This is a genomic window from Desulfofundulus thermobenzoicus, from assembly GCF_009428905.1.
In the GTDB taxonomy this organism is placed as follows: Bacteria; Bacillota; Desulfotomaculia; order Desulfotomaculales; family Desulfovirgulaceae; genus Desulfofundulus_A; species Desulfofundulus_A thermobenzoicus.
Genome location: NZ_WHYR01000013.1, coordinates 58,013 through 77,683, shown reverse-complemented (window position 1 = coordinate 77,683; position 19,671 = coordinate 58,013). Strand labels below are relative to the sequence as shown.

The window sequence follows — 19,671 nt, the reverse complement described above, 5'->3', positions numbered from 1 at the left end:
TGTGTATAAGAGACACCCACCAGGGGCCCGCCCAGCAAACCGGCCACCATTACCCCCACCACCCGGGAGTTAGCCAGGGCGCCGTGGATGGGCACGGCGGCATAAGTACCCACAATGCCCATGCCACCCAGGGCCAGAGTCAACAGCAGCTTGTCCCGGGGGGTGAGCTGCCGGGATAAAATACGCCCCAGGGCGGGCATGCGGGAAAGAATAAAGGCCGCTGTGGCCACCATGCTCAATCTGTACGCCAGGGTAAGGGCCAAAGACCAGGTCACGGTAGGTCATCCTTTCTAACTTTTTAATCGACCTGTCCGACAATTAGTATACCACAGGTTCACTCACCAGTACAGGCGGGGCTGGAAGTTGTGAGGTGTATGCAGCTAAAAGCTTTACAGGGCGATCTGGTGGCCGTATAATAATGTTGGGTAAGATGTATTCTGGAGGTAAGATGATTGTGATAAAAGTAACCCTTTCGAAAAAAGGTCAGATAGTGCTCCCCGTTGCTTTACGCAATCGTTATGGTTTAAAAAAAGGAGATAAGCTGGCCGTTGAAGAAGTGGAGGGAGCTATACTGCTCCGGCCCATTCCCCGTAACCCCCTCCTTGCCCTGCGGGGTAAATACAGGACTAAAGGGCAGGAAAAATTGACGGACATTCTCCTCCGGGAGCGCCGGCTGGACAGGGAGCGGGAAGAATGGTAGACGGAAAGACAGTTGTTCTGGACACATATGCCATACTGGCTCTCATTGAGGATGAAGAAGGGGCGGATACGGTAGCCGCAGCTATTTCGGATGAGCAGACAACAGTTTATTTTAGCGTGATTAACCTTGGGGAACTGTACTATATTCTTTTACGCAAAAAAGGTGAACGGGTGGCAGAAGAAGTATTACGGAACATCTTACTGGAAGAATCAATCAACATTGCGGAAGTTCCCTGGCCGAGGGTAAAAGAAGCAGCCCGCATTAAAGCCAGAGGAGGCCTTTCTTACGCCGACTCTTTCGTCCTGGAACTGGCCCGGGAACTTAAAGCGCCGGTGCTCACCGGTGATCCTGAAATTCAGACGGTTGCCAAAGAGCTTGACGTGCCGGTTATCTGGGTGGGCAGCAATTTAACTGTGGACAAATAATCGTTGATGATGATCCCCATAACCTTATCGCTGGAATAGCTTAAACCTGGCCAAGGCAGTTGAAAGACCACATTTTATTCAGCCAGGCCAGTTGGTTGGTTAAAACTACCTCATAACGAAAAATGGTTTTTTATTGGGAAGTTTACTATGGACAACTTATCAGAAATGTGTTACTGTTTCATGTAAAGGGATTTAACTGCATAGCCGTGTCCGGGTTCCCCTGCCAATCAGGCAGGGGTAAAAGGGAACCAGGTGAAAATCCTGGACGGTGGGGCCACTGTGAATGGGTAGCAGCTTTCCACAGGGCCACTGGTCCAGCACTCACTGATAAGGGTACTCCGTTCAACAGTGTAATGATGTAACAGCATGGTTGTTTAACCAATGTCACTGGTGAGTACTGGGCCGGGAAGGCGGAAAGCAGGCGATGACCCATGAGTCAGGAGACCTGCCCGGGCACGCGGCACGGAAAGCCTCCCAGGGAACAGGGGCTTGTGCCGGTGGTAGTCTTACCATTTTTTACGGTGGGCTACAGCCAGTGTAAACAAGCCCCGGTCTCTGACAGGCCGGGGTTATTTGTTTTAGCGCTTTATATCCTCTTGTTTAAATGGCAGCAAACTATTTAATGTCCTGCTGCCTCTGGACAATTTCATACCGGAACGGGTGCTTTCACCCCGAGGGGTGAAAGTGAAAAGGGAAGCCGGTGCAAATCCGGCGCGGTCCCGCCACTGTGAGGGGGAGGGACTCCACAGCAAAGTCACTGTCCAGCATTCAGTAAGATTGTTTTCTGCTTTGATAGAAATTGGTTACTGCTACGATAAACGGCGAAGGGAACCATAACATGGCTGAGTGCTGGATGGGAAGACGTGGAGCTCCGGTGAACCCGAGCCAGGAGACCTGCCCGTTACCGGAACGACCGGACCAACCTGCGCGGACGGGGGGTGGTTTAATTTGTCGTGGCATGATTTTGCTGCCAGGGCTAATCCTCCATCTGGGTAGATGGGGGATTTTTTATTAAAGGCGAGATGGGAAGGGGTCTGTATGTCAATTTATGGTGGACTCCTGCTGGCAACTCTTGTTCTCAGTATTAAAACAGGATTGATCCTGGGTGCCTCGTGGCTGGGCCGGTGGGGGCTGGTGCTGACATCTTTTTTGTTCGGGAGTATCCTTTACGGGCTGGTTGTAGTCTTTGGTACACACCAACAAAAACTGATTTCCTTTCTGGATCGTTACACCTTTGCAGGAGCCTTGCTGGCAGCTATATTTCTGATTTACCTGGGGCTGCAGGAGGAAAAGGGGGCAGGGAGTTCTTCCCCGGGTTGCTTGCGTGAAGCAAGTTTTCGTTCCGGGGGAGATGGGGAATTTGCCGGTAAGCCAATTACCTCTAACAGTTCCCGCCATTTTCTTGCAGGACAGCCGGTGCCAGGGGCTGTTATTTCTCCTGCTCTGGAGCGGTTTAAGTATGCCCTGGGTTTTTTACCCTGTCCTTTATGCCTGGTTGCCCTGGCCTTTTCAGTCATTGTAGCCAGTTCCATGGTGGGTACAGGGCTTTCTCGCCTGGGGCTGTTTGTTGCGGTGCTGTTTTTTATCCTGGTTATTGTGACCAGCCTTGCCATGAGAAGAGCGATCCGTTTGACCGGGTATAATCCTGTAGCTATTTTTAATCCGTTGTTATTGTTTACCGGATTGATGACGCTTATCTTTGCTCTTTTTATTCCCAACTTTGTCCAGGCCATGACCATGCCCCTAACTCCCGTGAACATTGATTCGCCCCGCTGGCTGGCGGCGGTGTTAGCGGGGTTGGTGGTCTTAAGCCTGGCGGGTTATTTTCGCTATCAGATCAATTTTTTAAAGGAACGTGATGATTGATGACCATTCCTGGTTCCGAATATTTAACCAAAATTTTGCATGCCGCATCCCAGAGCCTGCTAATTCCCGATATTGTGGGCCTGCTCTTCTTTCTCGTTTTTGCCTTCATGGAACTGGGTAGTTTTGTGGCTGAAATGAGGAGAAGAAAAGTTATTCAGCCAGTTAACCTGCTGGAAGTAATTCATGACGTGGGAGGGGTTTCCCTCTGGCAGATGCGCAACCTGCAGCAGGTGCTTGATAGCAGTGCTTTAAATCCGCGCCAGAAAAAACTGGTATCGGATCTTTTGGCAAAACCCGGACTGTCCCCTGAGGTCAGGAGGCTGGTGGCTCAGGACATACTGGACCGGGAAGAATTCCGGTTTAAACAAACACTGGACAAAACGGATTTACTGGCCAAACTCAGCCCGGTTTTCGGGTTGATGGGCACTCTTATCCCCCTTGGTCCCGGGCTGGCTGCTCTGGGGCAGGGTGATGTGCGGGGATTGTCCGAAGCAGTGATCATTGCTTTTGATACCACGGTGGTGGGTGTGGCTGCCGGAGCGGTGGGTGCTCTCATTTCCAGGGTGCGGCGCCGCTGGTACGAGCAGGATTTACGGTATCTGGAGTTGCTGCTGGAACTGGTGGTGGGAGGTGAAAGCCGTGCTGTTCAGGAGACGGAGGCGGGAGCGGTTATCCGCAGAAGAAGTTGATCCCCTGGGCGGGCTGGCCAATCTGATTGATGTGATGCTGGTTTTTTGCTGCGGTTTGATGGTCGCCCTGGTTCTTTCCTGGAACCTGCAGAACATTATCTTTGCCAAAGTAAAGCCCGAGGAAAAACAGCGCCTGATGCAAAGCATTCAGCGGGTGATTAACGTGGAACGGGGTAAGGAGCTTAAGCAGATGCCCCAAATAGAACAGGGGGGCGGCTTTGGTTTCCAGGAGATGGGTACGGTCTATCAGGACCCGAAAACCGGGAAGTTAATCATGATTGAAAAGAACAGCCAGTAAGTGAGGTGGCCATGGCTCAATGCCTACAGGTAAAGAAAAATGGCAAAAACACCCGACCTTGCTATTCCTGAGCCTGATAGTCCTGATTATTGTTTTCTTAATAAGTGCTTCCGGGGTTGCAGCAAATGAAAATGCACGTACGAAGGTGGTTATGCTTTTGGGCAGTGAGGGGTTTCTGGCACCCCTGGTGGATGCTTACGGCCAGTTGCAGAACTATCCTGTTGAGCTGAAGTTATTTAGCTCCAACGACCTGAAGAGCGAAGAAAAAATCCAGCAGCTGAAGCAATCGTTGCAGGATGCAGATGTATTCTTGATGGAAATGATTGGGGCTACAACCATTCAAACAGTTGGGCCTTTATTGCAGGACCTGCCTGAAAAGTGCGAGGTGCTTTCCACCCGTAGCGGTTCTTTTCCTGATTACCCCCGTATTGATGAAAGTCAAAATACTTTCCTGGCTCAATATTTTGTAAATGGCGGCGTGGAAAATATGCGGCGGCTGGTATTGTATCTGGCCTCCAGATACGGACAGGTAACAACCGGGGATCAGTTAGATCCGGTTAAAATGCCCGTCCGGTTCATCTACCATCCTGATGCTGAGGGACTTACCCTCAACGTGGATGGGCTGTACCAGACGGTATGCAATGCTGTATACGCGGCGGGTAATGGTACAGCCCGGGGCCTGGCGGTAAATGAAGTTCACCGGGCGGTCTATGAGAGCGTTTACGCGGCCGTGTACCAGCCGGATAACAGTACGAACTGGACACTGGCCCGGTTGACGGTGAACCAGGCCGTGCACGACTGGTGCGGGGGTGCTTCTACCCTGGATACCAGTGGTCTGTACCGAACTGTGGCTGAAGCCGTATACCTGGCGGAGCAGGGAGAAACGGGATTACAGGCTCTTTATGATACCGTGCGCCAGTCTGTTTACCAGGCGGTATATCATAGCGACGGGCAAGGTGCCGGTTTGGCCGTAGATACAGTTTATAATGCCCTTTATGACCGGGTTGCAGCCGCTTATCTGGGGGATGCTCGGGCTACAGTCTACCGGGCGGTATATGATGCCCTTTGGGGGCCGGAGCTTTCCGGGTTTGACCTGGACTGGGTATACCAGAGCGTGCATGATGCCGTATACCTGCCTACCGGCGGTGGAGGCGGTACGGGACTGCCGCCGGGCACTTTCGGTACTTTAGGTGGTTATCTTGCCTGGTATAAAGCCAGCGGACATTTAAAAGAAGGAGCTCCGTGGGTCGGCATTATTAGCTACGATAGCTTCTTTAAAAATGGTGATATCGACATGTATCTGGCTGTCCAGAGGGAACTGGAAGCCAGGGGAGTCAATGCGCTTTTGGTTTTCAGTGACAGCAGCAGCCGTAAAGAAGCATTTCAGGACTTCTTTATGCCCGGCGGCAAAAGACAGGTAGACTTTCTCATTGCCGGGATTGGATTTAACTTCATTTACGGCCAGCCGGAAGCCGGTATCGAGTTGTTTAAGCAGTTAAATGTACCGGTTATGGCACCGGTTTACAGCAGCGATTTAGAGGATTGGCAGAGCAACCCGGCAGGTATCAGTAGCGAGGTGGCCTGGCAAATTGCCTATCCTGAATTGGACGGACGCATTGAGCCTGTATTCATGGGCGGCAGTACGCTGGTAAGGGTGGATGAAAGTACGGGGGCTCGCATAGTCAAAAAAGTACCCCTTCCCGACCGCATTGACCGCCTGGTGGGCCGGGTACTGGCCTGGGTAAACTTGCGGCAGAAAAACAATGCAGACAAAAAAATAGCCCTTGTTTACTATAACCACCATGCTGGTAAGGATGATATCGGCGCCTCCTATTTAAACAGTATCGCCAGCGCAGTGGTTATTTTGCAGGCATTGCGGGACAATGGTTACCGGGTGGAAGGCGACCTCAGCCCCCAGGCAATAGAAGAACTAATTCGCAGGCAGGGCAGAAATGTCGGCAGCTGGGCGCCGGGAGAACTGGCCGAACTGGTGCAGGCGGGAGCCTTAGTCCTGCCTGTGGAAAAATACCTGGAATGGTACGCTACCCTGCCCGGGGAACTGCGGGCGCAGGTGGAAAAGGAATGGGGTCCACCTCCGGGTAACATCATGGTTTACGAAGGCAACCTGGTTATTCCCGGTGCCACACTGGGTAACATTTTCCTTGGCCCGCAGCCCGTACGGGGGTGGGGGGATGATCCCGACAAGATTGCCCATTCCCCAGCTTTGCCTCCCCCCCACCAGTATATAGCCTTTTACCTCTGGTTGCAGAAGGAGTTCCAGGCCGATGCGGTAATCCACCTGGGTACCCACGGCACGCTGGAATGGCTGCCCGGCCGGAGTGTGGGGCTGGGAGAAAATGACTGGCCGGATGTTTTGATCGGGAACATGCCGGATATCTACCCTTACATCGTGAACAATCCCGGTGAAGGAACTCAGGCCAAGCGCCGGGGTTATGCAGTAACCATCGACCACCTGATACCGCCCATGATCCAGCCCGGGCTCTACGGTGAGCTGGCCGAATTGCAGCAGCTGGTGGTGGAATATCAGAATGCCTTGAGCGGGGGCAATACAGCCAGGGCGGCCAGCCTGCAGGAACAGATTATTGAAAAGATTAAGGCTAATAGCCTGGACCAGGATCTGGGCATTGATCTTCAGGCGACTGAATTTTCCCGGCTGGTTTCCCTTCTTCACGAATACCTGGAGGAGCTGGCAACGGAGCTCATGCCCTACGGCCTGCATACCTTTGGTCTGCCGCCCCAGGGAGAAATGCTGGATTTGATGGTTGATTCCATTGTGGCCTACGATAATGCGGCCAGAGAGGGCAGCCGGGAGGAAATCAGAGAGCGCCTGCTCTTGACCAGCAACGAGATAACTAATTTGCTCCGGGCTCTTTCAGGTGAATTCATCGAACCCGGTCTGGGCCGGGACCCGGTGCGGGTACCCGATGCCCTGCCCACGGGCAGGAACCTGGTTTCCTTTGACCCGCGCATGGTGCCCGATGCAGCAGCCTGGAAAACGGGCAAAGAGGCGGCAGAACAACTGGTGGCAAGATTCTATGCGGAAAACGGCCGGTACCCGGAGACGGTCGGGGTTGTGCTTTGGGCCATCGAAACCATGCGCACCCAGGGAGAAACCGTGGCCCTGATCCTGCGGTTAATCGGCACTGAACCGGTATGGGATAAAAGCGGCCGGGTGAGCACGGTGAAAGTCACCCCCCTGGAGGAAATGGGAAGGCCGCGGATTAACGTGCTGGTGACCATTTCCGGCCTGTTCCGGGATACCTTTTCCCATGTGGTGGGTGTGCTGGATGAGGCCTTCAGAAAGGTTGCTCTTTTGAACGAAGATCCGGAAAGCAACCTGGTGCGCAGGACTTACCTGGCCCTGCGGGACAAGCTGCAGGAGCAGGGCCTGCCGGAGCAGGATGCGGATACTCTGGCGCTGGCCAGGATCTTTGGCGACGCTCCGGGAACCTACGGTACGGGTGTCTCAGAACTGGCCCAGGCCACCAGCGCCTGGGAGGACAAAGGGGACCTGGTGGATACTTACATGAACCGCATGTCCTACATTTACGGCAAGACTGCTTATGGCGTGCCGGCGCGGGATGTTTTCCGGGAAATCCTGAAAAGCGTGGATGTGGTTACCCAGGTGCGGGATTCCCTGTGGGGCGTACTGGACAACGATGACGTGGCCCAGTATCTGGGCGGGCTGAAAATGGCGGCGGAAGCAGCCTCGGGCGAGAAGGTGCAGTCGTATATCGTCAACACGCGTACAGGCAGTGCCCGGGTGCAGACTTTAAGTGAGTTTGTGGGTACGGAATTGCGGAGCAGGTTGTTGAACTCCAAATGGATCGAGGGGATGCTTAAGGAAGGTTACGCCGGCGCCCGGGAGATTGGCGACCACGTTGCCAACATGTTCCTGGTGGATGCCACTCTGGAGGGTATTGGTGATTGGGCCTGGCGGCAGGTTGCCGAAACTTTCATCTTTGATGATAAGATAAGAAGCCAGCTGGACCCCTTTGTAGTGCAGTCCATCATCGGCTGGAGCTTAGAGGCGGCGCGGCGGCAGATGTGGCAGGCCGATCAGGAGACGTTGACCAGACTGGCCGACATTTACATGCAAACGGCCGCTCAGTATGGCGTGGTCTGCTGTCACCATACCTGTGCCAACATAAAGTTCAACGAATGGGTGGCCAGTTATTCCACCCTGGACAGCAGTATGCTGAACAGGTTCAAGGAAGTCTTCAGCAAAGCTACAAAAAGGGATCTGAACCTTAAAACCGAGGTCTCGGCACCCAGTTCCAGGCACCAGAGCCCCAGCCGGACGGTGGAGCAGGTTCAGACACAGGAACCTCCTGTACAGCAGCCTGTTTCTCAGCCGGAACTCGTACAGCAGTCTGTAGAGCAAAAACCAGAAACCACACAGGTCCCACCGTCTGCATCAACAGGTGCGGGAGAAGGAGAAAAGGCGCTGGAGGGATCGCCGCCCAGACAGGAGCAGCAGGTGACTCAAAATACCGGTGCAGCTGGAGCCGGTCCCCAGCAGGTGGCCAGCCGGGATGCTTCCCCGCAAAAGGCTGCTGAACAACCCCAGAAACCCGGGGGCAGGGCCTATGAGCTGGAAGTAGGGAAAAAAGCGCAGGTTTCAGCAACTGCCCGCAAGGCCGTTTCCTTCGTAGCCATCCTGGGCGCTTTAGGGCTGCTTGCCCTCTTTATCAAAGGTTATTTTACCGGAAGGGCATAACTGCTCTCCGGTCCCGCACCTTACCGTGCTGCCCTGCACGGTAAGGTGCGGCCGGTACCTGTGTTGCAGTTTGGCTCGTTTTCCCTTTCGTTAACCCATTCTCCTTTCAGGAGTAAATATATATATCCGGCTTTAAGTCAGGCCGGGCTGCTTTTTAAAATTAGCGGTTGGTTTAAATAAATTAGAAAAACAAGGGAGGGAGTTTTTGGTGAAAACCCATCACTTTGCCGGGCGGTTAACAGCCCTGGTTGCAACGGTCTGTTTATTCCTCGGCCTGCTGATGCCGCTTGGGGTACCGGGTCGGGTGGAAGCGGCAGTTTCACCCCTGGCTGATAAGGCAGTGCAGTTTCTGCATCGTGACTATTTAAAAAACGGGTTGATTAACTCGGAGGTGGGTGTGGGCTCGTATGCCTTTTATGTGCTAAGCCAGGCCGGTGTTGATGCCGGTGCCTGGGTACGCCAGGGAGTAAGTTTCCGGGAGGCAGTGCTAAAGGCGGTCAGAGATGATCTGGATAAAGCAGGTGAAGTGCGGGCAAAGCAGCTTGCCCAGGACCTGGTGGCCATGCAGGCGCTGGGAGAAAAGGATCTGGCCGGCCGGTTGCTGCAGGTCTTGAAGAACAGGCAGACAGACAAAGGATTTGAAGACATTGGGCCGTTAAGCATCTACAGCAACATGCCTTCCTTTGATCTTTTAAGCAGGGCCGGGTTAATGGATCAGATAAACACCGGCCTGGCCAGGAATTACATCCTGGAAAAACAGTATGTCAAGGCACAAAATGCCCAGTACGGAAGTTGGGGGTCACTGGATGGTAATGCATATTACGCCGATTTCATGGCCACGGCCCAGGCGGTGAGGGTGCTGCACTGCCTGGATCCGGAAAAGAAAGATCCTCAGGTGCAGGAGGCCATTAAAAACGGCCTGGCCTGGATACAAAAGCAGCAGAAGGCAGACGGCAGCTTTGTGGCCGGTATGGACGACCCGGTGATCGATACTGCGGAAGTAATTGTGACCCTGAAAACCCTGGGTATGGACCCGGCGGCATGGAAAAGCGGCACAGGAAAGAGCGCTGTTGATTATCTGATGAGTAAGGCACTGAACGCCGATGGGAGCTTCGGCACGTCGGGGAATGCCATGGACGCCACCTGGGTGCTGTGGGCCTGTCTGGCGCTGGAAGGGAAAGCGAAGAACCAGGCAACACAGCCACAACCCGGCCCGCAGGAGGAATCCGGCCGGCAAACGCAACCCGGTATGGTGGTCAGTTTTACGGATTTGAAAGGCCACTGGGCGGAAGGGGCCATCAACAGGCTGGTTCAAATGCAGGTTGCGTCGGGTTATCCAGACGGCACCTTTAAACCCGAAGAGCAGGTAACCCGCTATGAAATAGCCTCCATGATGGTGCGCCTGCTAAAGCCGGCGGCGGTTTCCCGGCAAGACCTGCTTATGCTCGACCGGGAGTTTAAAGATAGCCGGTATATTCCGCAATGGGCTCATGAGGCCGTGGCCGTGGCCTTGAGGGAGGGACTCATTTCCGGTTACCCGCAACCGGACGGCACCCTTATTTTTAAAGGGGAGGAACCGGTAAGCCGGGCCGAACTGGCCGCCGTTATGGCCCGGATTATTGAAAAGAAATGCGGGGAGGTGGCGCCGAAAGAGCTGGATTTTGCCGATGCGGATCAAATTCCGGCCTGGGCGAAAGAGGCCGTGGGGGTGGCTTACGCTAAAGGGGTTGCCGGCGGCTATCCCGACCGGACCTTCCGGGCCGAAAAAAAGGTCACCAGGGCCGAGGCGGCCGCCATGCTTTTGCGCCTGACTGATGTGCTGTAAGAGGGTATCGAAAAGGCCCTGAAAGGCAAAAGAAGGAATTTGTTCCTGCGGGGGACAAGCTGCCATGGTGGAATTTTACAAGGCTCTGCATGAGAAACATCGTAAGGGGGTCAGGACGTTGTATAATCATAAAAGGACGATTAAAAAGCTGAGTTTGTTACTGGTTTTAGTCATGGCCGTAACCCTGCTGACACCGGCGGTAAATGCCGGGGCCGGTGGGATGCCGGCCTCACCGGCCAACAATGCCGTGCAGTTTCTGTACAACGAATACATCCAGAAAGGAATCAATAATTCGGAGTATGGGGTCGGCTCCTATGCTATTTATGTCTTAAAACAGGCCGGTGTTGATGTTGCTTCCTGGGTGTATAACGGTGAAAATCTAAATGATGCGGTTATAAACGCTGTTTATAAGGATATTTCACAGCCGGATAATGTTCCGGCCAAAATCCTGGCCCAGGATCTGGTGGCGGTACAGGCGCTGGGGCGAAGCGATCTGGCCGATCAGCTTGTGGAGATCTTGAAAAACAGGCAGACGGAAAACGGCTTTGATACGGGAGCTTACAGCCTTTTCAGCAACCTGCCGGCCTTTGACCTTCTGGGCCGGGCGGGGTTGATGAGTGTTGTTAAGTTGGTATACGCTAAGGAATACATTTTAAGCCAGCAACTTACCGTCAACGAAGAGGTATATGGGAGCTGGGGCGGGAGCTGGACGGATGACAAGGGCAACACAAACTATTTTGCCGACTTCATGGCCACGGCCCAGGCGGTAAGGGCGCTGCATTATCTCGATCCCGGCGGGCAGGATGCCAGGGTGCAGGCGGCCATTAATAACGGCCTTAACTGGATGAGGAACCAGCAAAAGGCTGACGGCAGTTTTGTGGCCGGCTGGGACGACCCGGCCATTGACACCGCTGAAGTGGTTGTGACCTTAAAGGCGCTGGGAAGGGATCCGGCTGATTGGAAGACCGGTGACGGAAAAACGGCCGTTGATTATCTGATGAATAGTGTCCTCAATCCGGATGGTAGTTTCGGCACCTCAAAAAACGCCATGGATGCCATCTGGGTGCTCAGTGCCTGTAATTCACTGGGCATAAAGCCTACCGTCTGGCGTTTTTACCTTGACCCTTCAACCAACACTTTGAATATAGGCGCCCAGCAACAATTCCGGGCCGTCTGGCAGGACGCCTACGGCCAGTCTGACGTAACGCAGTGGGCCGCCTGGTCCGTGGCCGACAGCAGCATTGCCAGCGTTGATGACAGTGTTTATGGTCTGGTCAAAGCGATAAAGGCCGGCCAGACGGTGGTGAAGGCCGTATACAACGGGCTTACGGCTTCGGCCACCCTGACCGTGAAATCTGCGGGTGGAGGCGGCGGGACCGCTACCGCGGTAACGGTGGGGATGGCCGTCGTAGGAATGAACAATGAGCTCTTATTTGATCCCTCTTACGTCACGGTATCTAAAGATAACAAATGGGGCCTCACCGCCCTGGGTGCCCTGGATGCATCGGGCGTTCCCTACCATACCTCCACGTGGTCCTGGGGCGTTCTGGTAGATGAAATTGCCGGGCAGGCCAACAGCGGGATGGCCGGCTGGATGTATACGGTGAACGGGCAGGTCCCTTCCTTTGGCCCGGAAAAGTACAACATTAAAGAGGGCGACAGGATTATCTTCTATTACAGCAAGAGCATGGACCAGCAGCCCCCCAGATGGGACGACCTGGTGAAGCGGGCCTCCGGGGGAAGCAGTCAGGCAGCCAACCTGCCCGCTCCGGTGAGCGATTCCACCTTAAATGCGGCCATCGAGGATGCCGGTTCTGCCGGCCGGGTCGTTCTGCAGGCGGAAGATAATCAAACTGTTCTGGCCCTGACGGTGGACCAGCTGGCTAAAATAACCGGTGTCAATAAACCCCTGGCCGTAACCGTTCAGGGCGTGCAGTTTGTACTCTCGGTGGACAGCCTGAAAGTGCCGGAGTTGAAGGTTGCCGATGCGGCGCAGTTGCAGGTTAAAGCCCAGAAATTGAGCAGCACCGAAGCCCGGGATCTGGCCGAGCCTGTTGCCGGCGAACTTAAACTGGTGGGCGATGTCTATGAACTGGACGTGCTGGCGGTGAAGAAAGACGGCACGGCGCAGAAAATCGCGCAGATTCCCGGCTGCCTGGTAATGCTGCCGGTACCCGCTGAGGCTAAGGAAGCGGCTGCGGGCGGCCGGGTGAAGGTATACCGCTATGATGAAAGTGAAAAGACCTGGGAGGAAGTGGGCGGAACCTATGACCCGGCGGCAGGAGTCCTTACCTTTAAAGCCGAACATTTCAGCAAATACGCTTTGATGGAAACCAGCACCCCGCCCGCAGTAAAGACCTTTGCCGACATTGCCGGGCACTGGGCGCAGAAGGAGATCGAATTTATGGCCACGAAAGGGTACGTTGCCGGTGTGGGCGACAACAAATTTGCACCGGAAGCCACCGTCACCCGGGCCGAATTTGCCGCCATCCTGGCCCGTATGGCCGGCCTGACGGCCGATCCGGACGGGGCAAGGTGCTTCAATGACGTGCCGCAAAACGCCTGGTACTGCGGCATGGTGGGTGCGGCGGCGAAAGCAGGATTGGTGCGGGGAACCGGCGAACACAGTTTTGCACCAAATGAGCCCATCACCCGGGAGCAAATGGCAGCCATGATGGTGCGGTTGATGGCCCGGGAAGGACAGGATATGAGTATTGGTGAGGCCGGTGCGGTCAGAATGCTGGCCGGATTTGAAGATGCTGCCTCTATTTCTCCCTGGGCGCGCAACTCTGTAGCCCTGGTGGTACGGGAGGGAATAATGAAGGGCCGGACAGTGACCCAGTTTGTACCAGCAGGCCATACCACCCGGGCAGAAGCTGCTGTAGTGTTGTGCCGGGTGTGGCAAAAGTTACAGCCGGCTGCTCAAAACAAGTAACAGGAAAGATAAAACCTCCATTCTGCATTTAGCAGGAATTAGGGCATGGAAGAACGGGCGGTGGTCGTTCCGGAGCCCAGGAGCGACGGAGGACGACTGCCGCCCGGGTGATTTGGCAACGGTACCTTATTAGGGATGCCGGGTGAACCAGGAGCATGCTGCCGGCCGCGTGCCGCCCTTGTGGGGGAGCGGGTGCCGTTCCGCTCCCGCGGGCGCTACAGCGTGAAATGCTTACTTCTGTTTACATGGGGTGATTCCATGAAGCGCAAACTCATTTATTTTATCGGTCTGCTGGTGATTCTGGCCGGGGTGCTGGGCCCAGCCCTTTACATGCACAAAGTTTTCAGTTCCCAGCAGCAATACCGGCAGGCCCATAGCAGCCAGGTAACCGGCAGCCAGACAACTAACTACAGTGCAACCGAACAGGAAAATACTCCTGCGCAGAGCCAGCCCGCCGCCGGTTCCGGTCAACCTTCTGCCGGAATAAGTACAACCCGGTCTTCCGGCGAATCAACACCAAGCCCGTCACCTGCGGCCAGAGGAAAAGCCGGGGCGGCGGGCGGCGGCCAGAGCAAGCAGTCTGCCGCTGCTTCCCGGCAGAGTACGGCTTCTGGCGGACCAGCTGAAAATGCTTCTTCTGGCGAGCCGGCTAAAAATGCTTCTGCTGCGCCGGAGAGTGAAGCCGGATGCAGGGTCTGGGTGGCCGTCATCGGGAAAAATGATGAGTTCCTTTTCAGACCGGCGCAGGTTACTGTTGAAACGGACAGCAGGTGGGGGGTCACCGCCCTGGGCGCCCTGGATGCCACCGGTCTTCCCTACGCCATGAAACCGGCCTGGCCCGATTTTGTGGATTCCATTGGCGGCCAGGCCTGCAGCGGTATGGCCGGGTGGATGTATTCGGTAAACGGTGAGGTGCCCATGCACATGGCCAGCAAGCACCCGGTAAAAACGGGGGACAAAGTAATCTGGTGGTACAGCAGGAGCATGGACCAGCCACCTCCCCGGTGGGAAGACCTGGTAAGCAAAAAGTAAAGGGGTGCCGGGATGTTTGACAGGCTTTTTTACCGGGAAAAGGGGCTTTTCCTGCAGAGCTTTCACCCGGCCACGGTCCTGGTTTATCTTCTGGTGCTCCTCATCCTGAGCCTGATCTATGATCATCCCCTGTATCTGCTGGCGCTCTTTCTCCTGCTTGCCCTCCTGATCAGGGAAGTGGACGGCCTGGATGCCTGGGAGGGATTTTTAAAAGCAGGGGTCTTTTTAATGCTGGTGGTGATGATGGTCAACCCCCTGGTGATCCGGGCCGGCAAAACCATCATCTGGCACGGTCCTGCAGTTCCCTTTCTGGGGAAGCTGGACATATCCATGGAGGCAGTCTATTTCGGCGCCGCTTCCAGCCTGAGGCTTCTGGTCATCATCAGCATTTTTTGCCTTTATAACCTGATGATCAACCCGGATAAGATTTTGAATCTTTTTTCCGGAGTGGCCGGTAAATCAGTCCTGGTGATGACCCTGGCCACGCGGCTGTTTCCCACCATGGTCAGGGACCTGCAGAGGATCAGGGAAGTGCAGCAGCTGCGGGGCGTCGACTTTGACACGGGCAACCTGTGGCAGCGGGCAAAGAAATACTCCGGTTTATATAACGTGCTGCTTTTATCCTCCCTGGAGGGCGCCATGGAGATTGCCGAATCCATGCAGGCCAGGGCCTTTGGCAGCGGCAGGCGTTCCGTGTACAGCCGGAATATCCTCAGGCCCCGGGATTTCTTCTGTCTCGGCGGCAGCCTGCTGGCTCTGCTGGCGGCAGTATGGGGGTTGCGTTACGGCTACGGCCGGTACAGCTTTTACCCGGAGGCAGACTTTCTTATTAAAGACGGCACGACTCTGGCGGTCCTTTTCATTGTGTTATTTTACCTGTCAGTACCGCTTATCCTGAGCAAGGGGTGGAAGCATTGCCGCTTTTTAAAGTCGAAAATCTGACCTATTACTATCCCGGAACGGAAAAACCCGCCTTGAAAAATATCAGCCTGGAAATCCGGGAAGGAGAGTTTCTCCTTGTTACAGGCGGTTCCGGTTCGGGCAAATCCACCCTGGCCAGGGTGCTGGCGGGCCTGATCCCTGATTTTTACGGGGGGCGTATCGGGGGCAAGGTTTTCTTCAGGGGTAGAGAGATCCGGACGATGGACCGCCGCAAACTGGCCCGGGAAGTGGGCATGGTCTTTCAGGATCCGGAAAAGCAAATTGTACAGAGCTGTGTGGAGGCGGAAATAGCCTTTGGTCTGGAAAACCTGGGGTTACCACCTGACGAGATGTCGCGCCGGGTTGCCGAAGTGGTCAGTTTCATGAATCTATCCCCGGTTCAGGAGGCCTTTACAGCCAACCTCTCCGGCGGCCAGAAACAGAAGCTGGCGCTGGCTTCCGTGCTGGCCATGCAGCCCCGTGTGCTTATTCTTGACGAACCTACCTCTCAACTGGACCCCGTCTCGGCGGAAGAAATCCTGAATGTGGTGAAAAGGCTTAATGAAGAAATGGGCTTTACGGTGATCATGGTTGAGCAGAGGCTGGAAAGATGTTTTCATTTAGCAGACCGGGTGCTGCTCATGGCCGGGGGCGAAATTATCTGCCACGGCAGTGCCGCCGAGGGAGCCCGGGAAGCAGTCAGAAGGGGACTTCCTTTTGTGCCGCCTGTGGCCAGGTTTTTTGCCTGCCTCAACTTGCCGGTTGTACCCGTTACGGTAAAGGAAGGTCGGGAACTCTTACAGTCTTACCTAAAAGGAAATATAGCCGTTACGAAACCAGATGTTCCCCGCCGTAACCATAATTCTAATATAAAAGAGCATGAGAAAAATAGCATTATCAGCTTGAAAAATGTATGGTTTGGTTATCCAGGCGGTCAAGAGGTTTTGAAAGATATCAGTCTTGATATAAAAGAAGGGGAATTTGTAGCCATCCTGGGGGAAAACGGCGCCGGTAAATCGACCCTGCTCAAGATCATGGTGGGTTTGCTCAGGCCGGGCCGGGGCAGGGTTTATGTGCAGGGAAAAGAGGCGGGCCGGAATGGTTTTAAAGAGATCAGAAAGTTTACCGCCTACTTATCCCAGAACCCCAACGACTACCTCTTCCACGAAACGGTGGAAGATGAGCTGCTTTTTACCATGCGTAATTACGGCTTAAAAGACCGGGGGCAGGTGGAGGAAATCCTGCACAGACTGCAGCTGGAGCCCTACCGCCGGCGAAATCCACGGGACCTGAGCAGCGGGGAAAGGCAGAGGGTGGCTTTAGCTTCCGTTCTGGTTACCGGCCCCGGTTTGATCATTTTAGATGAACCCACCAGGGGGGTTGATTTGGGTTTAAAGTCGGAACTGGGACATTTTCTGCAAGAGGAGGCTGCAAAGGGCAAAACGGTAATCGTGGTGACCCACGATGTGGAGTTTGCGGCCGAGTTTGCCGGGAGAGTGGTGATGATGTTTGCGGGAAGGATTGTCGCCGACGGGGAAAAGCACGCGGTGTTGGGAAGATCTGTATTTTATTCTCCGCAGATCAGCAAGTTGTGCCGGGGCATTTGCGATGGAGTGCTCACCTTTGCCGAAGCGCAGGAACAGCTTGGGCCGCTTCTGGCCGCTAAACCGGCCGTCTTAATCAAAAGCACGGGAGAGAAGGCCATATGGGGACGAGCTGGGGGCTGTACACCACATTGACCGGCATTCTTGCCGTTTTATTGCTTTTGTCCGCCATGGAGAAAAAAGGAGCGCTGGACTCCCGGCAGGTATCGGTTATTGCCGTCCTGGCCGCCCTCTGTGCGGCCGGCCGGGCGGTGACGGGAGTGGGTCTTTTATTTCTGCAGCCCACCATGTTTCTGGTGGAGATAACGGGATTTGTCTATGGTGCGCGGGTCGGCTTCTTTACAGGGGCCATGACCCCTTTGATTTCCAACTTCTTTATGGGACAGGGATCCTGGACGCCCTGGCAGATGCTCTGCTGGGGGCTGGTGGGTGTTTCCGGAGCGGTGGTCAAAGCCCTGTTCCCACAGGCGGGAAACAAAACCCTGACCGCAGTCTGCTTCCTCTGGGGCTACCTTTACGGGGCCATCATGGATGTCTGGCAGTGGACCGTCTTTATGCGCCCCCTGACCTGGCAGACCTATTTTCTCACCTGGGCGGCGGGTTTCAGCTTCGATTCCCTGCGGGCTGCCGGCAATCTTTTCTTCTGTGCCGCCCTGGGGCACCAGACCTTGAAGATTCTGCAATATTTCCATAAGAAGATGGACATACAATATCTGGAAAGGTGATAAGGAGAAGAATCCGCATGCATCCTTGAGAGCTGAGCCGCCCAGCACTCACTGAAAAAGCTATACTTGAAAGGCCTGCATTTACTATCTTGCCATAGCAGGCTTAGAATGAGCATCTTTGCCAGTGAGCGCTGGGTTGCCGGGTGCTGTTACCGGCGTGTGCCTGCGTCATTCGCTCCGGACAGTGCATCCTTGTTATAACGGATTTGCTAAATATTACATGTTTAGAGAAGGAGGGTAGAATGCTTTGTTTATGAGAAGGCCGTTTTTGTTTTTCCTGCTCTTACTGCCCTTTTGCCTGGCCGCTGCAGGATTAATTTTTCCCGGGCAGGTAAAAGCAGCTCCCGGGCGGGCTCCGGCGGTAGAGTGGACCTTTTCCCCGGGTAAGGGTGAGGCCCGCTGTGTGGCCCAGACAGGGGACGGAGGATATGTTTGCACCGGCTGGATCGAGTCCAGGGAAGGGGGTTCTGACGTTTTCCTTGCCCGGATGGACCGTAAAGGGAACAGGCTGTGGCAAAAAGTATTCAAGGGCAATGGCTACAGCTGCGGGTACTGTGTCCAAGAAGTCCGCGGCGGCGGTTTTATCATTGTTGGGGATACAAAATCCAAAAACGGCTATGACCACGATGTTTATGTGGTGCGGACGGATGAAAAGGGCGAGCCCTTGTGGGAACGTAACTTCGGCGGCCGGTATTGCGACTATGCATGGTCCGTGCAGCAGACAAAAGACGGTGGCTTCATCCTGGCCGGGGGTACGGAGTCCTTTGGCGCGGGCATATATGACATCTACCTGATCAAACTGGATTCTTCCGGTAAGAAGCTCTGGGAAAAAACGTACGGCGGTAAGGGTTCCGATTGCGGTTATGCCGTGCTGGAGATGGGTGACGGCGGTTATCTCATTGCAGGTAATGCTGAATCCTTTGGTAACGGAAATCCCGACGTATACCTCCTGCGAACGGACGGAAACGGGCAGGTGATCTGGCAGAAGACATACGGCGGCAAGGGGTCGGATTACGGCTGGTCTCTGGCTCCATCCCGTGACGGCGGCTATGTGATTGCCGGCGAGAAGGAGATTACCGGCGGGCAGGGCGGGATTCTGGCGCCTTACCTGGTCCGGGTTGACCCTGATGGAAATTTGCTCTGGGAAAAGACGTACGGGGGCCAGAACGCCGGTTCGGCTTATGCCGTCCGCAAGACCGGGGATGGCGGGTATATCCTGGCGGGTAAAAAAGAATCCGCCGGGGGCGGCTACGATACCTGGGTGGTAAAAACAGACAAAAACGGCGATCCTGTCTGGGAGAAGACCATCGCCGGCGCCGGATGCAACAGCGGCTACAGCATCCTGCAGTCAAAAGACGGCGGGTATGTTGTGGCGGGGAGAAAGGGGATGGAAAAAGGTGCCGGGAGTGAGATTTTGTTGCTGAAATTAGAGGGGACCGGAACATTGAATACTCCCTTATTGCTGTTTACCGGTGCAGGAGCCGCCATTGCCGGCCTGGCTTTGATTTTTACCCTGAAAAGGAGGGGAGCAAAACAGGGGATAAAAAATTTACAGGGGCAGCAGGAACTTTGAATTTAATGGCGAACAACTTTTATGAAATTAATGGGCGGCAGAAGCCGCCTGGCTTCAGGGACCATTTAGGGACCACTATTCGGCAATTGAATTCAAAGTTTAGAGTACAGGCAACCATGAAGGTGCTGTTTTCCTCCAGGGAGGAGGTCAGGCTTTCATGGTTTTCTTATTTTTGCCTGCCCGGGGCAGGCAGTGCGGCATCAGCCGCGGTTTAACTGCGGGGGTCCTAAGCTAAACCTTGGCGTTAGCTTTTAACCTCATACCTGTTTACCGGACGGGATCCCCGGTAAACGGGTCCGACCCCTTCCCAACGAGTATGCAGTGGTCTGGTCAACCC

14 protein-coding genes and 2 riboswitches are annotated in these 19,671 nt (G+C 54.7%); of the genes, 13 read left to right on the top strand and 1 reads right to left on the bottom strand.

All coding sequences use genetic code 11. The features are described 5' to 3' along the window. A partial coding sequence (locus GFC01_RS06670; protein WP_341473797.1) for a LytS/YhcK type 5TM receptor domain-containing protein occupies positions 1-275 on the bottom strand: 275 nt, incomplete at its 3' end. 173 nt (positions 276-448) lie between these two features. Here GFC01_RS06670 and GFC01_RS06665 point away from each other — a divergent pair. From GFC01_RS06665 to GFC01_RS06605, 13 genes are all read left to right on the top strand, one after another. Continuing rightward, positions 449-700, top strand: a complete 252-nt coding sequence (locus tag GFC01_RS06665) for an AbrB/MazE/SpoVT family DNA-binding domain-containing protein (RefSeq protein ID WP_152945854.1) — start codon at positions 449-451, stop codon at positions 698-700. Beyond that, positions 694-1,125 carry a type II toxin-antitoxin system VapC family toxin gene (locus tag GFC01_RS06660; protein ID WP_152945853.1) on the top strand — a complete coding sequence of 144 codons (432 nt, stop codon included), beginning with the start codon at positions 694-696 and terminating at the stop codon, positions 1,123-1,125. Before GFC01_RS06665 ends, GFC01_RS06660 begins: the two co-directional genes overlap by 7 nt. 195 nt (positions 1,126-1,320) lie before the next feature. Next, a riboswitch (cobalamin riboswitch) is annotated at positions 1,321-1,592 on the top strand. Between the two features lie 174 nt (positions 1,593-1,766). Then, a riboswitch (cobalamin riboswitch) is annotated at positions 1,767-2,041 on the top strand. Positions 2,042-2,163: 122 nt separating this feature from the next. Beyond that, entirely contained in the window at positions 2,164-2,991 is an 828-nt protein-coding gene (locus tag GFC01_RS06655) for a DUF2162 domain-containing protein (protein WP_152945852.1), read from the top strand. Next, positions 2,991-3,680, top strand: coding sequence for a MotA/TolQ/ExbB proton channel family protein (locus tag GFC01_RS06650; RefSeq protein WP_013823295.1), 690 nt, complete (start codon positions 2,991-2,993; stop codon positions 3,678-3,680). The genes GFC01_RS06655 and GFC01_RS06650 overlap by 1 nt, the downstream gene beginning before the upstream one ends. Continuing rightward, positions 3,631-3,978: a DUF2149 domain-containing protein gene (locus tag GFC01_RS06645; protein ID WP_341473796.1), complete on the top strand. Its 348-nt coding sequence runs from the start codon at positions 3,631-3,633 to the stop codon at positions 3,976-3,978. Before GFC01_RS06650 ends, GFC01_RS06645 begins: the two co-directional genes overlap by 50 nt. 151 nt (positions 3,979-4,129) lie before the next feature. Beyond that, on the top strand, positions 4,130-8,719 hold the full coding sequence (locus GFC01_RS06640) for a cobaltochelatase subunit CobN (RefSeq protein ID WP_243137311.1): 4,590 nt from the start codon (positions 4,130-4,132) through the stop codon (positions 8,717-8,719). A gap of 208 nt (positions 8,720-8,927) precedes the next feature. After that, positions 8,928-10,544 carry an S-layer homology domain-containing protein gene (locus tag GFC01_RS19965; protein ID WP_152945850.1) on the top strand — a complete coding sequence of 539 codons (1,617 nt, stop codon included), beginning with the start codon at positions 8,928-8,930 and terminating at the stop codon, positions 10,542-10,544. 118 nt (positions 10,545-10,662) lie between these two features. Then, positions 10,663-13,479: an S-layer homology domain-containing protein gene (locus tag GFC01_RS06630; protein WP_194174847.1), complete on the top strand. Its 2,817-nt coding sequence runs from the start codon at positions 10,663-10,665 to the stop codon at positions 13,477-13,479. A 258-nt stretch (positions 13,480-13,737) separates the two neighbouring features. After that, positions 13,738-14,511 (top strand): DUF4430 domain-containing protein, encoded by a 774-nt coding sequence (locus GFC01_RS06625; protein WP_194174846.1) that lies wholly within the window; start codon positions 13,738-13,740, stop codon positions 14,509-14,511. A 12-nt stretch (positions 14,512-14,523) separates the two neighbouring features. Further along, positions 14,524-15,453, top strand: coding sequence for an energy-coupling factor transporter transmembrane component T (locus GFC01_RS06620; protein ID WP_152945847.1), 930 nt, complete (start codon positions 14,524-14,526; stop codon positions 15,451-15,453). Then, positions 15,426-17,171, top strand: a complete 1,746-nt coding sequence (locus GFC01_RS06615; protein ID WP_152945846.1) for an ABC transporter ATP-binding protein — start codon at positions 15,426-15,428, stop codon at positions 17,169-17,171. The genes GFC01_RS06620 and GFC01_RS06615 overlap by 28 nt, the downstream gene beginning before the upstream one ends. Then, a complete protein-coding gene (locus GFC01_RS06610) occupies positions 17,138-17,761 on the top strand; it encodes an ECF transporter S component (protein ID WP_152945845.1) in 624 nt (207 codons plus the stop codon). The genes GFC01_RS06615 and GFC01_RS06610 overlap by 34 nt, the downstream gene beginning before the upstream one ends. Before the next feature lie 247 nt (positions 17,762-18,008). Next, entirely contained in the window at positions 18,009-19,334 is a 1,326-nt protein-coding gene (locus GFC01_RS06605) for a PQQ-binding-like beta-propeller repeat protein (RefSeq protein ID WP_152945844.1), read from the top strand. Positions 19,335-19,671: the final 337 nt, after the last annotated feature.